The 14,801-nt window shown below is 49.0% G+C and carries 13 protein-coding genes; 5 read left to right on the forward strand and 8 right to left on the reverse strand.

From position 1 onward, the window contains the following. Positions 1 to 86: 86 nt before the first annotated feature. Both MRBLPE1_RS10700 and MRBLPE1_RS10705 read right to left on the reverse strand, forming a co-directional pair. On the reverse strand, positions 87 to 986 hold the full coding sequence (locus MRBLPE1_RS10700; protein WP_364145104.1) for a DUF6999 family protein: 900 nt from the start codon (positions 984 to 986) through the stop codon (positions 87 to 89). Continuing rightward, positions 983 to 2,845: a 3-oxoacyl-[acyl-carrier-protein] synthase III C-terminal domain-containing protein gene (locus tag MRBLPE1_RS10705; protein WP_364145107.1), complete on the reverse strand. Its 1,863-nt coding sequence runs from the start codon at positions 2,843 to 2,845 to the stop codon at positions 983 to 985. The genes MRBLPE1_RS10700 and MRBLPE1_RS10705 overlap by 4 nt, the downstream gene beginning before the upstream one ends. Positions 2,846 to 3,287: 442 nt before the next feature. Between MRBLPE1_RS10705 and abc-f the strand changes: the two genes are divergently transcribed. Next, positions 3,288 to 5,105 (forward strand): ribosomal protection-like ABC-F family protein, encoded by a 1,818-nt coding sequence (gene abc-f / locus MRBLPE1_RS10710; RefSeq protein ID WP_364147207.1) that lies wholly within the window; start codon positions 3,288 to 3,290, stop codon positions 5,103 to 5,105. A 62-nt stretch (positions 5,106 to 5,167) separates the two neighbouring features. Here abc-f and MRBLPE1_RS10715 read toward each other — a convergent pair whose 3' ends face one another. The 6 genes from MRBLPE1_RS10715 to MRBLPE1_RS10740 form a co-directional block, all read right to left on the reverse strand. Continuing rightward, entirely contained in the window at positions 5,168 to 5,476 is a 309-nt protein-coding gene (locus MRBLPE1_RS10715; RefSeq protein WP_364145109.1) for a thioredoxin family protein, read from the reverse strand. 147 nt (positions 5,477 to 5,623) lie between these two features. Then, complete coding sequence (locus MRBLPE1_RS10720) at positions 5,624 to 5,869, reverse strand: HPr family phosphocarrier protein (RefSeq protein ID WP_364145112.1); 246 nt, start codon at positions 5,867 to 5,869, stop codon at positions 5,624 to 5,626. A 38-nt stretch (positions 5,870 to 5,907) separates the two neighbouring features. Further along, positions 5,908 to 7,329, reverse strand: a complete 1,422-nt coding sequence (locus MRBLPE1_RS10725; protein WP_364145114.1) for an NAD-dependent malic enzyme — start codon at positions 7,327 to 7,329, stop codon at positions 5,908 to 5,910. Positions 7,330 to 7,367: 38 nt separating this feature from the next. Then, on the reverse strand, positions 7,368 to 8,894 hold the full coding sequence (locus MRBLPE1_RS10730; RefSeq protein WP_364145117.1) for a tripartite tricarboxylate transporter permease: 1,527 nt from the start codon (positions 8,892 to 8,894) through the stop codon (positions 7,368 to 7,370). Between the two features lie 15 nt (positions 8,895 to 8,909). Beyond that, positions 8,910 to 9,365 carry a tripartite tricarboxylate transporter TctB family protein gene (locus MRBLPE1_RS10735; RefSeq protein ID WP_364145120.1) on the reverse strand — a complete coding sequence of 152 codons (456 nt, stop codon included), beginning with the start codon at positions 9,363 to 9,365 and terminating at the stop codon, positions 8,910 to 8,912. A 73-nt stretch (positions 9,366 to 9,438) separates the two neighbouring features. Next, on the reverse strand, positions 9,439 to 10,464 hold the full coding sequence (locus MRBLPE1_RS10740; protein ID WP_364145123.1) for a Bug family tripartite tricarboxylate transporter substrate binding protein: 1,026 nt from the start codon (positions 10,462 to 10,464) through the stop codon (positions 9,439 to 9,441). A gap of 269 nt (positions 10,465 to 10,733) precedes the next feature. Here MRBLPE1_RS10740 and MRBLPE1_RS10745 point away from each other — a divergent pair, with 269 nt between their 5' ends. From MRBLPE1_RS10745 to MRBLPE1_RS10760, 4 genes are all read left to right on the forward strand, one after another. Further along, positions 10,734 to 12,326 (forward strand): sensor histidine kinase, encoded by a 1,593-nt coding sequence (locus tag MRBLPE1_RS10745; RefSeq protein WP_364145126.1) that lies wholly within the window; start codon positions 10,734 to 10,736, stop codon positions 12,324 to 12,326. After that, positions 12,323 to 13,009, forward strand: coding sequence for a response regulator (locus MRBLPE1_RS10750; RefSeq protein ID WP_364145129.1), 687 nt, complete (start codon positions 12,323 to 12,325; stop codon positions 13,007 to 13,009). The genes MRBLPE1_RS10745 and MRBLPE1_RS10750 overlap by 4 nt, the downstream gene beginning before the upstream one ends. Positions 13,010 to 13,538: 529 nt before the next feature. Beyond that, positions 13,539 to 14,132: a TerD family protein gene (locus tag MRBLPE1_RS10755; RefSeq protein ID WP_308997772.1), complete on the forward strand. Its 594-nt coding sequence runs from the start codon at positions 13,539 to 13,541 to the stop codon at positions 14,130 to 14,132. 27 nt (positions 14,133 to 14,159) lie between these two features. Further along, positions 14,160 to 14,741 carry a TerD family protein gene (locus tag MRBLPE1_RS10760; protein WP_364145132.1) on the forward strand — a complete coding sequence of 194 codons (582 nt, stop codon included), beginning with the start codon at positions 14,160 to 14,162 and terminating at the stop codon, positions 14,739 to 14,741. The last annotated feature ends 60 nt before the right edge of the window (positions 14,742 to 14,801 follow it).

Raw genomic sequence — 14,801 nt, forward strand, 5'->3', positions numbered from 1 at the left:
AATAGCATTGTAGTAATAATCGAAAACAAGGCAGCCCCGCAGGACACGAGGTTGCCTTGTTTTTGCGTACGCTATGGCTTATCGGGCTAATGGCTGACGTTTGCTGCTGCCAAGGCCTGCTGCTTCAGCTTGAGCTCGACGAGTAGCGCATGAAGCTGCTCCGTCGCCAGACCGTGAAGTACAAGCCGAAAGCCTGCCTTCAGCGTCGTAAGCGGCACCATCGGATGCTTGTTGTTGATAAGCGCAAGCCTGTCGTTGCTGCCGATAATTTTGGAGGCGAGAATGCCGATGGTTTCATCGAGCTGGAGCGAATTGGTTGCCCGCCAGAAATCATTGTCTGTCAGGAACATCTGGTAAACGGGCGTAAAGCATTCGATGGCAGTCGTTAAATCCATAAAATTGGTCCAACGTCTTGGCATTGGTTCAATGGGCACGCGGGATGAGGTAATCGCATTGAAATTAAGAGGTGCCTGCTTCGTTACCTCGATTCCTTTCTCGCGCAGCTCTCTGCTCAGGTTGATGACAAAGTTATACAGGTTCAGGTCATGGATCAAAAATAGATCATCCTTAACCGGCCCGAGATGCGTGGGCTTTAGCGGGTTCATCTCGATTTGGACGCCTGGGACATTGTCGCGAATAAAACCTAGCACCTCCGAGCCGAGATAGAAATGCCGCAATATCATAAAGTTGGCGCTGGGGCTCACGAACGTTTTCATCCCGAAATGCAGGACGCGGTGCAGGAGCCGGGAAGACGTAAGCGCCTTCGGCACGATGATTTTATAGATTTGCAGCAAGATAATCATCAGCCTTGCGAAAGGCCGCAGCACGGGCAATAGAAATTGCCGTGACCTGCTTGAGCAGTCCTTGAGGTAAGCGGCCTTTGCTTCCTCATTGAAGGGGATGCTCTGATCCATGTAGATCGCGAGGAACGGATTCGGATCGTTTTTGTCATGCGGCATATTTTTGAAGTAATCCGCGTCACTCATACATTTCCCAGCTCCTCTAATTGCAGCAGGTACAGCCGAGCCGTCGTTTTCGCCGTTTTCACGATACGCGCGGCGATATCCGCCGTCAGCATGGGATGCTGAACGACCGCCTCCAGCCGCTCGAAATGCTTCTCGTCGGAGTCGCTGTGGTAAAGCAGGAAGGAAACCTCCTCATCGCCGAGCCCAAGCTGGTCGCGGATCATTTCGCCCCAGTAGCGCGCCATCCGGCAGCCGAGTCCTTCAATGATCCACATCGCGCCGATGAGGTCCACGGGATTTTCCCGGCTGGCCCGCTGGAATAAATAAGCGGATAACGCCTCGCTGCCGATATTTTTCTCACCGGACTGAATCGTGCTTAAATTACCGCCGACGGCAACATAATTGCGCTCCAATATTTGAAAGTCGCGGTGCTCGTCGCGTGCATGCGCAATAAACGTCGAGCGAAGATCAATGTGCTCGATGGCGATATAAGAGGCGGCGCGGGCGATCCACTGCGAGCCGTCAATGACCTGCTGGCGGATGTTTTCCATTAGCGCCTTATAATCATCCAGCGTGAATTTATGGCTGTACAATTTATGGATGACCGGAACATGCGCAAGCTTTTGCTCAAAATCAATCCATACCTGCACGAGCTGCCTCACCAGATAAGCTTGAACGTCATCGGTTTCGTTGTATTCCAGATGCGGAGCCTCGGGCTGGCGTTCCTCGATCACGGCACGGTCTTCATTGGAGGACCCTACAACAGTAAGCAGCATATACGAGGTCTGGAACCTGCCGCTCTCCGGCACCATGCAGAGCACCTGCTCGCCGGGCTTCAAATGCCCTTCGTTCAGCAGCTCCTCAAGCATGATATAGATCGACGCAGCGCCGGTATTGCCTTTCGTGTATAAATTCGTGAACCACTTTTCCTCGGGGATGGTAAGCCCGCCAAGCTGCAGCAGCCTGAAGATCTCATCACGGAAAAAATGCGAGGAATAATGGCAGACCATCCAATCGATGGCGGCTGGATCAATCTTGCCCTCATCCGCCAGCTCGAAGAAGCGGTTGACGCCTACCTTGGGCATTTCATTAACGAGCCGGATATCCTGTTTTAAATTAATCGCACCGTCGCTTGCGGCCTCCTGTATGGAAGAATAGTCATGCCAGCTCGTGTGTTCCCCATTCTCCTTATTGGTCCCGGCATACATGCAGACGTCATATAGGTTGGCATACGATTGGTTGTCGATCCATTCGATGCGCAGCGACAAGCCGCTTGCCGCAGGCTGATGCTGAAGCACGGCTGCGCCTGCGCCGTCGGACAGCATGAAGCGCAGAAAGTCGGTATCGAACGGCACCGGGCGATCAGCTAGACCCTTTTGCGCTTCGAATCTCGTATGCTTGAAAACGCGGCTTGGCAATTCGCTCGCACAGGACACTGCGGTATGCTGCTCGCCTGACCGCACATGCAGGTACGCGTTCTTCATCGCCTGCATGCCGCTGGCGCATACGCCGTGATGGGTGGCCACCTCCATGACAGGAAGATTCGTTTCGGCATGAACCATACTGGCAAAGCCGGGAACCAACAAATCGCCTTGGGTCGTGCCGACTGCGAGAAAATCAATTTTATGATCTAAAGCTTCTTTATTGCGATTCAGCGCATCGCGTATGGCAAGCGCCGCCATTTCCGCGTTAGAGTAAAGGGTCTTTTGCTCTTTATCCATCGCATAATGCCGAAAACGTATTTTATTTTGCTCGAGAATGCGGCGCATCGACTTGGAGCTCTTGCCGTTTATTTTGCCGAGGTAATCCTCAATCTCATCATTGCCGACAGGCGAGCCGGGCAGAAACTTACCGATGCTCGTAATATAAACCGGGTTCATGAAGCACCTCCAAATAGGAATGATTATAGTTCTAATGATCGTTGATGCAGCGCTTTAAGCCTAGTACTAACTTTATTTGGTACCGCATGAAAAGTTAGGCTTGAATATGTATTCGGCAGTTCGCTATAATAGACGCATATCAAAACTGATGACTGACGGAGGTAACCCAGCCGATGAAGTAAGTACACGATTCCTGTAAACAACTTGTTTAAGTACAAGCGGCGTTCTCGAACAGCGAGAACCGGTCAGGGATACGTGCGTCGATTTGGGGACTTAGGATAGGTCAATCAGCAGCGATAGATACGAGTGGTTTGCCCTTAGTGCGTCAGCATTAGGGAGACTTATCGTTATTTTCGTTTACCTGATATTCCCCTGCGTATTCGACCGTGTGCCGCTGGCCACGGTTTTTTATTTTGTTTTCAGAAATGGGGAATGTTCTTTGATGCTAGTAAAGGTTAAACAGGTGAATAAAGAATGGGACGGCAATTTACTGTTCGAAAATATAAGCTTCGAGGTTAAGGAAGGCGAGCGGCTCGCCCTCTTCGGACGCAACGGCGCTGGCAAAACGACGCTGCTGATGGGTTTGACCGGCAGGCTGCCGCTGGATGGCGGCGAAGTGCAGCGTCTCTTGCCGCTTGAGGAGTGGGGCTGGCTGGACCAGCAGGCGCAGCTTGATTCCTCGCTTACCTTGCTGGAGTTCGTACAGGCGGGCTCGGAGGAGTTGTTCCGCTTGAAGCAGGCCATGGCAAAGCTTACGGAACAAATGCAGGGCGCAGAGACCGGCGAAGAGCAGCTAAACCGGTACAGCGAGCTGTACGAAAGGTATGCGCAGCTGGACGGGTACGGCTGGGAAACCAAGGTGGAGAGAAGCTTAACCCGGTTAAGCTTCGACAGCTCTTTATGGGGCGTTGCCTTCGCGCAATTAAGCGGCGGCCAGAAAACGAAAGCCCAGCTTGCGGCGCTAATGGTGAGGGAGCCGAAGCTCGTGCTGCTGGATGAGCCGACAAATCATTTGGATTCGGATGCGCTGGATTGGCTGGAGCAATGGGTGCAGGCTTATCCCGGCACGATCGTGTATGTCTCGCATGACCGGACGTTTATCGACCGAACGGCAACGGCGGTGCTTGAGCTGGAGAAACACGGCTGCAGGCGCTATCCCGGAGGTTATACCGACTACAAAACGCAGAAGGAGCTGGAGCTGAGGACGCAGGAGGCGCTGTATAAGAAGCAGGAGCTGGAGCGTGAGAAGCTGCTGGAGAGCATAAGAATGTATGCGGAATGGTTCCAGCAAGCGCATAAGGCTGCGGGCCAAAATGATTTTCTTCGGTCAAAGTCGAAAAAAAACGTATCGCGCTTGCACGCGAAGGAATCCGCGTTGGAGCGGTTAGACCAAGAAAAGGCGCAGAAGCCGCGCGAGGAGCAGAAGCTGCGCATGCAATTGGAGACGGATGAATTCGCGGCTGCAACGCTGCTGCGCATGGACGGCGTCAGCTTTGGATATGACGGACGAAAGCCGATTTTTAACCACCTTAACCTTACCGTTGGACGTGGAGACCGCCTTGCCGTTCTCGGCCCGAACGGAGCGGGCAAGTCAACGCTGCTGAAGCTTGCCACCGGAAGGCTGACCCCAAGCGCAGGCAGCGTAGCTATTCATCCGCAGGTAAGGATCGGATATTTTGAGCAGGAGCTGAATCAGCTCGATAGCAAGACGACAATTCTAGACAGCCTGCTGATGCTAAAGGGAATGACGCAGTCGCATGCGCGGACGATACTGGGCTGCTTCTTGTTTTCCAAGGAGGATGTGTTTAAACGCATTGGCGATTTAAGCATGGGCGAGAAATGCCGGGTAGCGTTTTTGACGCTGTATTTCGGCAAGGCCAACCTGCTCGTGCTCGATGAGCCGACGAACTACTTGGATATTAGCACGAGAGAGCAGGTCGAACAGGCGCTGCAGCATTACCCGGGCGCTGTTCTGCTTGTGACCCATGACCGTTATTTGATCCGGCAAGCGGCCAATCGCCTGCTCGTAATGGACGGTGCCAATGATCCAAGTTTATTCCCTGGCACCTATGAGGAGTATATCGCTAAGGATCGAAGCCGCCTGCTTTCTCCCGAGGAGCAGCTGGGCCAGAATGAAAAGGAACGGATACAGCTTCGTTTGGCGCATCTCATGAGCAGCGCGCAGCCGGAGGATCCAGCGGAGCAGCAGCTGCTTATGCAGGAAATCCGCAGGCTGCGCGAGCTCATAAGCAGCATTTAGAATGTTCCTTTAAGGCTCGGGGATCGCGTGCTCTTGGGGCTGAAGCGATAGCCGAAGGCCACTCACTTCAGCATCAAGTAGACATGATCGACCGATTTCATCGCGTATTCCTTCTGGACCGGTATCCCGTTCTCAAGCAGCACCAAGCAAGGCACGCTCGCGATTTTCCAAAGATCACGCAGTTGCGGGGCGTAGTTGATGTTCAGTTTATGAAGAGGAACGGATATGCCGGTCATTTCGGCAATTTCAAGCATCCGTTCACCGATTTTGCATGTGCCGCACAAAGGGGTAAAGAAATATACTGCAGCTTTGCCGCTCTCGGCGTGCATGAGTTTCTGTAATGAAGCTTCATCTATTTCACGGATAGCCATCGTTGTGCTCCTTAACGTTGATAGTTGTAATGTACTCGATTCGCACGCGATATACAATATCATCTCTATCATGGTTCCCGGACTATGAACGAACAAAGGAGCTATCTCATGGATAGCTCCTTTGTTCCGTCAATCAGTGACAGGCGTTTAACGGTTTACCTCTACGTGAAGATGATATTTGTTGAAAACATCGATCATGGCGGATTTGGCTTCTTCCTCGTCGGGACCATGAATTTCAAGAGTGTACGCAAGGTTTTTGTAAAGTGAAATACTTAGGCCAAGGATACTTTTGACGTCGACGAATTTCTTATCGCTGATGCGAAGGACGATGCTTGATTTAAATTCGGCTGCGGTTTGGTTAATGTCAACAATGCCTCGAATTTCAGCTTTCATAGGGCAACCTCCGTTCATTGCTTGTTCATCAATTCATATCATCTATACTCCCGGGGTATTCTTCGGGCGACGCCCGTCTTTATAGCGGCTTTGATTACGAGATCGCGGATGGCTTTCACGACTGCTTGATTGAAGACGCTCGGAATAATATAATGCCGGCTTCTTTCTTCATCGGAGATGGCCGAAGCAATGGCCTCGGCAGCCGCAAGCTTCATTTCCTCATTAATGGTTGTCGCCCTGCAATCCAAAGCTCCGCGGAAAATACCCGGGAAACATAATACATTATTAATTTGATTAGGATAGTCCGATCGGCCAGTGGCGATGACGCCGACAATATCCTCGACTTCCTCGGGCTTAATCTCCGGCGTCGGATTGGCCATGGCAAAAACGATCGGGTTGTCTGCCATCATCATAACGTCTTCCCGGCGAAGCAGCCCTCCGGCAGAGAGACCGATGAATACATCTGCTCCCCGGATGACTTCTTGCAAGCTGCCTTGAACGCGATTAGGATTGGTATGCTCCGCGTACCACTGCCACATGCCGTTGTCATATGCATTTCCAGCCGCTATGGCGCCTTGACGGTCCACGCCAAGGATGTCTTTAACCCCTGCGGACAAAAGAATTTTACTGCAGGCGACGCCTGCCGCTCCGATTCCGCAAACGACCACCTTGATCTCACGAATAGATTTGTTTACGATTTTCAAGGCATTGATTAAAGCCGCATACAATACGACTGCCGTGCCATGCTGGTCATCATGGAATACGGGAATATCTAATTCCTCGCGCAGCCTTTGTTCGATTTCAAAGCATCGGGGAGAAGAAATATCCTCAAGATTGATCCCGCCGAATCCGGGGGCGATCGCTTTGATCGTCGCAATGATTTGCTCGGTATCCTGCGTGTTCAAGCAGATAGGGAAGGAGTCGACGTCTGCCAGCTGCTTGAAAAGCATCGATTTGCCTTCCATAACCGGCATAGCCGCATAAGGGCCAATATTGCCAAGCCCTAAGACGGCGCTTCCGTCCGAAATGACGGCAACGGTGTTTCTCTTGATCGTTAATGTAAAAGCTTTTCTCGGCTCTTCGTGAATGGCCATGCATACGCGTGCTACATCGGGCGTATAAACGCGTGAGAGATCATCGCGGTTCTGAATCGGCGCTTTAAGCTTCGTTTCGATTTTCCCGCCAAGATGCAGCAGAAACGTTCGATCTGAAATATTCACCAGCCGGACACCGTGCAAGCTCTTTATCGTTTCTGTAATAATGCTGATATCGACCGTATCGGTTACGGTGATCGTAATGTCCCGGACCGTCACATTTTGGCTGGTCTGAATGACGTCGATGGCTACAATATCTCCACCTGCTTCGAATATGGAGGATGCAACCTGTCCAAAATGAACTTCATTCGTATTCATTTCGAGCCTAAGAATCACGCTTTTTCCACCAAGTCTATTGTTATCCATGGCTGCCTCCATCTGATAGTTTAATCATGACCCATTTGCTAACCTTCCTCGTTAACTACAACCTCTTTCCCTCTCTTTTTCAACAAGATGGGAACAATGATCCAAAGTGCCGCGATAATCAAGAAAACGAGAGACAGCGGCTTTTGCAGGAAAATCATAAAATCGCCGTTGGAAGTCGTTAACGCTCTGCGCATATTGTTTTCAATCATCGGCCCTAGAACTAAACCGAGCACTATGGGGGCTAAAGGGTAATCGTTCCGGACGAGAAGGAACCCGGCAACTCCGCAGCCAAGAAGCAGCATGAGATCGAAGATCTGCGCTTGAACGGCATAAACGCCAAAAATAGAAATAGCGATAATGATCGGAATCAAATATTTTGGCGGCGTTTGAATGATTTTGGCAAAAACTTTCACAAGCGGCATATTGAGAATAAGCAAAATGAGATTTCCGATGAGCATGCTGGCAATTAACCCCCAGGCCACTTGAGGATGCTCCTCGAATAACAAAGGGCCTGGCTGGATGTTATACATGATAAAAGCGCCCATCAATATAGCTGTTGTACCCGATCCCGGAATGCCTAAAGCAAGCAAAGGGATCATAGCTCCGCCGGATGCTCCATTATTGGCGGATTCAGGGGCAGCTACGCCGGCGATATTTCCTTTGCCAAATGATTCAGGATTCTTACTGATTTTTTTCTCCAAAATATAGCTGAAGAAAGAAGCCAATGTGGCACCGCCACCAGGCAGAATACCGACAAAAAAGCCTAATACTGACCCGCGGGCAATCGGTCCTGCGCTATCCTTTAAATCCTGCTTTGTCGGAGTAACACGTCCGATCTTCGCAATTTTACCGGATGAGTATTCATTCTCCAATATGGTCTTGAATACTTCACCCAAAGCGAAAAGGCCGACCGCAACGGTCAAAAACTCGAGGCCGGAATAGAGCAGCGGAATGCCAAAAGTAAACCTTGCGACACCCGATACCGTATCCATGCCAATGGTAGACAAAAGTAATCCAAGTACCGTCATAATTAATGCTTTCGTAATCGATTTTCCGGCCAAACCGCTGACAGCGCATAATCCAAAAAGCATTAAGGAAAAGTAATCCGCGGGTCCGAACTTAATGGCAACGTTCGATAACGGTTCAGCTAATACAATAAGCATAATGACGGAGAATAGTCCTGCAGCAAAAGAACCGATCGCAGATATCGACAAGGCAGCCCCGGCCCTGCCCTGCTTGGCCATTTGATAGCCGTCTAAGGTTGTGACGACGGAAGAGGACTCTCCCGGCGTATTGAGTAAGATGGAGGTGGTCGATCCACCGTACATCGCTCCATAATAGACCCCAGCCAGAAGAATGATGGAGCTTGTTGCTGCCGCTTCCGGCGCTAATCCACCTGTTATCGATGCCGTTACCGGGATAAGCAACGCGACACCGCTCATGGGGCCTATACCAGGAAGTACCCCTACGGCTGTACCAATTAACACGCCTATGAAAGCGAACATCAGATTATGCCATTGAAAGGCGGTGGCAAGACCATCTGCAAGAAACTGTAATGTGTCCATTCATGTACCTCCTCGTTACGATAGCCAGGAAGGAAAGCCCGGCATTGAACCTTCCAGAATGACGACAAAGATGACGTAAACGCCTACTGCAAACAATCCGGAGATCACGACCGACTTCAGCCATTTTCCTCTTTCCAATACTTGAAAGCTGATGAGGAGGAAGAGGAAGGTTCCGATGATATAACCGATCGTTTCCAAGAAGAACGCATATAAAAAAGCTGCAGCGAAGATGATTAGAAACCGTTTGTAATCGAGCTTTTGTTCCTTACTGCTATGATTCTTTGTCTTCAATACTTCGTAGAATAAACGCAGGCTTAAAAGAACTAGAAAGGCTCCAAGGCCGAAAGGGGCAATATTTGGACCTACCGTGCTGCCATATGCGGAAGAGCTAATGGTCGTGCTCTGCCACATAAAACCGATTCCTAGAAGGAAAAATATAATACTGGCATATCGATCGAATGTTTTGTTCAATGTGATGCACCTCCAAGGAATAAATAAAGAGAGGGAGAGACACATGCTCCCTCCCTTGCGCTTGAACATTCGATTACTTTTGCATGCCGAGCGCCGTTAACAGCTCTTGAACAACTACCTCTTGGTCGGCCAGGAAGGCTGCGAAATCGGTTGAGTTTTTGTATTCGCTCACCCAATCATTCGCTGTCAGCTCTTTTTTCCAGGTTTCATCTTCGGAAAGCGTTTTCAATGTTTTGTCCCAATACGCGATTTGTTCTTCCGTCATGCCTTTCGGGCCCAACACGCCGCGCCAGATCGTGAATTCCGCATCGATGCCAAGCTCTTTTAAAGTAGGGACATCCTTAAAGTCGCCGCCAAGCCGTTCATTTGAAGTCACTGTAAGAATTTTGATTTTGCCTGATTTCAAATAACTGCCGAGTGAAGAGATATCGGTTCCGATAGCATCCGCATTATTGCCCAGTAAAGCGGTAATGGCTTCGCCCCCGCCGTCATAGGACAAGTATTTGATCGTTTTTGGGTCGACCCCTGATTTAAATGCCGGTAAAACGCTAATTAAATGATCCATCGATCCGGGGGCCGAACCGCCCGCAAGCGTAACCTTCGAAGGATCTGCCTTAATGCTGTCAATTAGAGCTTGAAGATTATCGTATTTGGAATCGGCAGCAACAGCGATTGCGCCGAAGTCCTTCGTTATTTGCGCGAGGGGGGTGATATCCTTGTACCCATACGGGCTGTTCCCTTCTTTTTTGAGATTATTAATTAGAATTGGCGGGGAGCTAACAAACAGCTTGTAAGGGTCATCATTGTCTTTTGCCACGTATTCAGCCAAAAATACGGTACCGCCGCCGCCGGGTTTGTTCTCCACGGTCATCGTCTGATCGACCAGCTTCGTTTCGCCAAGTACCTTGGTGAGAGATCTTGCCGTCTTGTCCCAACCGCCGCCTGCCCCTGAAGGCGCCGTGACCACGAAAGGCTTCTCCGGATAGTTGGCAGCATCCGAGCCCCCACCGTTCGATGCGGTTCCGCTGCAAGCTGTAAGACTGACGGCAACAAAAGCCGCGGCTATTATCGTTTTCCAATGATTAGATTTGAACACCATGCGAAAATTCCCCCTTTAGCGTCTATCAAGTAAAAGCATGCAAAGAATTGAAAGCGCTTACTTGACTTATACGCTTCATACTAGCATCGCTTATTTGGGATGAACAGAATAACGAAATAAGTTGAAAAGAATTCATAACGTTAATTTTGTTCATAAAAATTACGGCCAAAATCGATTCAGGGGGCTATGTTCCGGGAAATATGTAGAATACAATATAGGCAATGCCGCCAGCACTTGGGTCATATGTTCATAGGCAAGGAGATAATTGTATGCGATTACAAACAAGACTTATTTTATTAATCGGGACGCTCTTATTCATCATTATTATCGCGCTAACCTTTAGTTTTGAACGGATGTTGGTTATGACATTGCAAAAGAATGTGGGCTCCTCTGCACTTAAAATTGCAAAGACAGTGGCATTAATGGATGTAATTAAGGAAGCTTTTGACGAGGAAAATCCGTCGGCGGTCATTCAACCCATCGTGGAAAAGATTCGATTGGAGACAGATGCCGAATACATTGTCATCGGAAACCGGGAAGGCATTCGTTATGCGCATCCCCTGCCGGACCGAATCGGGAAAGCAATGGTCGGCGGAGACAACGGGCCTGTTTTAAGAGGCGAATCGATTATTTCGGAGGCAGTGGGCACGATGGGGCCGTCGCTGCGGGGGAAAACACCGATCTATGATGACCATAATCAAATCATTGGCATTGTATCGGTGGGCATCTTAGTCAAAGACATTCATGAATCGGCCGCGACTTATCGAAATGCGATGATCATTTTTGCGGCAATTGCGCTTATGGTCGGATGCGGAGGGGCGATTGCGATTGCAAACGGCGTAAAACGGTCCATTCATGGACTCGAGCCTAAGGAAATCGGCTTGCTATACCAGGAGAAGAGAGCTATTTTGGAAACCATACATGAAGGGATCATTGCGATTAATAAAGAGGGAATGATTACGCTCGCCAATCAAACGGCTTTAAAGCTAATCGACCCGCTTGAGAAGACGGAGATTGCCGGAAAGCATGTATGGGACGTCATACCAGAGTCTCGATTACTCGAGGTTATCAAATCCGGCCATGCTGAAATTGATCAGGAAATGGTTATAAACGGCAGTATGGTTGTGGTCAATCGTCTGCCGATTTTCGATCATTACCACCAAGTGGTGGGGGCCGTCTCCAGCTTTCGCAACAAATCCGAGCTGCTTCGTTTAACGGAGGAGCTTACGCAAGTAAAACGATATACCGAAGCGCTGCGTTCGCAGACGCATGAGTATTCCAATAAGCTGTATACGATATATGGGCTTATCCAGCTGGAATCGTATCAGGAAGCGATGGATATTATTACGCATGAAACGGATGTCCATCAAAATCTTATTCATTTCCTATTGCAAGAGATACCGGACCCTATTATTGGCGGAATCCTAATCGGAAAGTTTAACCGCTCCAACGAACTAAGGGTGAGTTTGGAAATTGATACGAAGAGCACCTTTAAAGATATCCCAAGCGGCATAAGCCGTAATCATCTCGTAACGATCATCGGCAATTTGATTGATAATGCCTTAGAGGCCGTGTTAGCCGCAAGCCGGGACGATAAGTCGGTAAGGGTCTTTCTGACTGATGAAGGCAAGGCTTTAATGATCGCTATCGAAGATAATGGGGTCGGCATAGCGGAGGACGCCGCAAACCAGCTGTTCGAGGTTGGTTTTTCCACGAAGCACGAGGCTAATCGGGGTTATGGTCTTGCCATTGTCAAACAAGCGGTACAGCAGTTGCGGGGACATATCAGCTTCCATTCCCGTTTGCAGGGAGGCACTATATTTACAGTAGTCATTCCAAAAGAAAAGGAGAGTGGGCTATGATACGCGTGGTTATTATTGAGGACGATCTTCGGATAGCGCAGATTAATCGCCGTTTTGTGGAAAAGATAGCGGGATTCGAAGTGGTCGGAATTGCGACGGATGAGCAGCTGGCACATGAGCATTTGGACATTTTGGCCCCGGATCTCGTTCTGCTCGATTTATATTTTCCCGATATGAACGGACTTGACCTTCTCCAATATATTCAGAAAAACAACCCGTTAACGGATGTGATCATTATTACGGCTGCAAAGGAATTTGACACGGTACGGGAGGCCATCCGCGGCGGCGTGTATGACTTTATGATCAAACCGGTTGTGTTTGAACGTTTTCAAGAGAAGCTGAAGTCTTATCACAAGTATCATAACCAAATGAAACTGCTCGGCGGAGCGAATAAGCAAGTAGATCAGGAGGGAATCGATCAGCTGCTGTGGGGAGCGAGCGATAGAGCGGACAAGGATAACTACCTCCCAAAAGGGATCGATAAGATAACGAGCGAGAAGATTTTCACCTTCATTCACGGCGGTCCTGAGGTGCTGACCGCGGAAGAGCTTGGGAAGAAGGCCGGATTCAGCCGTACGACCGCTCGGCGGTACTTGGAGTATTTTGTGGCCAAAGGTGAATTGGTAGCTGACATTTCCTACGGTACAGTCGGAAGGCCGGAGAGAGTGTATAAGAGAACGTAATCGTCAACGGATGGAGGCGGTTTGTTTTTTTTTAGCGTTTCTGGAGGATGAGGGACAATAAAAATAAGCCGTTAATGAGGAGCAAGGCACCAAAAATGAGGCTGGTTTTATTCTTTTTTATAAATTCCATTCGAACACCTCGCATCATTTTATTTACACCTATAATTATCTCGTGAATGCTCTGATTTTTCCAGCTTTTTTTGCGGAAAAGAAGCAGGTTAAACGCTTTTTTTAGAAAGTCTCCCTGGCATCCGGCACAAACCTTGTCCAACCTCCAACTTATTGTTTCTTTATTTGTAGGAATTTGTAATTGGTGTGGCGATTGTTATAAAATTGATGCAGGCTGCTCCGCTTCGGCGCGTTCATAGCCATGCCGTTTATTTCATGACAAGCCTCTACGAATAAGAGGGAATATTCGGCTTTTGTAGAATAATGTAATGACCTCGCTTTTTTTTTTGGAACTTGCATGTCGAATAGGCGTATTGATGGGTAGGGTATTTCAAATCGATATTAAGGGGGTGCAAATACAATGGCTATCTCTCTCGTAAAAGGTCAAAAGATAGATTTAACGAAGGGCAATGCTGGTCTTAGCAAGGTTATTGTCGGCTTGGGCTGGGATCCTGCAGAGGTTAAAGGCGGTTTCTTCGGAATGAAGAAGGCGGCTAACGTGGACTGCGATGCTTCAGCGCTGCTGCTCGACGAAAACGGCAAGCTTGGCGGCGAGAAAAATCTCGTTTGTTTCTACAATAAGCAAAACGGCAACGGTTCAGTTGTTCACACGGGCGACAACATTACGGGTGACGGCGACGGCGACGATGAGCAAATCATCGTACAGCTAGACCAAGTACCTGCTAATATTCACAAAATCCTTTGCGTGGTTAACATTTATGAATGTGAATCCAGACGCCAAGATTTTGGCATGATCAAATCAGCGTTTATACGAATCGTTAATCCGGCTAACAATCAAGAGTTAATTCGCTTTAACTTGACGGAAAATTATTCGGGTAAAACGGCTTTGGTCGTAGGTGAGCTTTACAGACACAGCGGTGAATGGAAGTTTAGTGCAATTGGGGAAGGCACTCATGCTCCTCATGTTGATATTCTTGCTCGTCAATACCAATAATTATATTGAGAAAAGAGGGCATTTCAAATGGCGATTAGCTTATCCAAAGGTCAAAAAATCGATCTTACGAAAACAAACCCAGGCCTTACGAAAATCACTGTAGGTCTAGGCTGGGATACTAATAAATATGACGGCGGGAAAGACTTTGACCTTGACGCTTCTATCTTTTGCTTGAATGGCCAAGGTAAAGCGGGCTCCGAGTCTGATTTTATTTTCTATAATAACCCTAAAAACAGCAACGGATCGGTCGTTCATACAGGCGATAACCGTACTGGCGCAGGCGACGGCGACGATGAGCAAGTAAGCGTTGACCTTTCTGCCGTACCTGCTGAAACAGAAAAAATCGCATTCTGCATCACAATTTATGATGGAGCAGAGCGCAGCCAAAACTTTGGACAAGTATCCAACGCTTTCGTTCGTATCGTAGATGAGCAAAGCGGAACGGAACTGATCCGTTATGATCTTGGAGAAGATTTCTCCGTAGAAACAGCTGTAATCGTCGGCGAGCTTTACCGCCATTCCGGCGAATGGAAATTCAGCGCGATCGGCAGCGGCTTCCAAGACGGCCTAGGCGGTCTTGCCCGCAACTTCGGTCTATCCGCTAACTAATTGCACTTCACTACCCGTAAAGGGTCGCCGGCGGCGGCCCTTTTTTAAAGTAGCCATAGT

Origin of the sequence: Paenibacillus sp. LPE1-1-1.1, assembly GCF_040676435.1 — a bacterium.
Lineage (GTDB): Bacteria > Bacillota > Bacilli > Paenibacillales > Paenibacillaceae > Pristimantibacillus.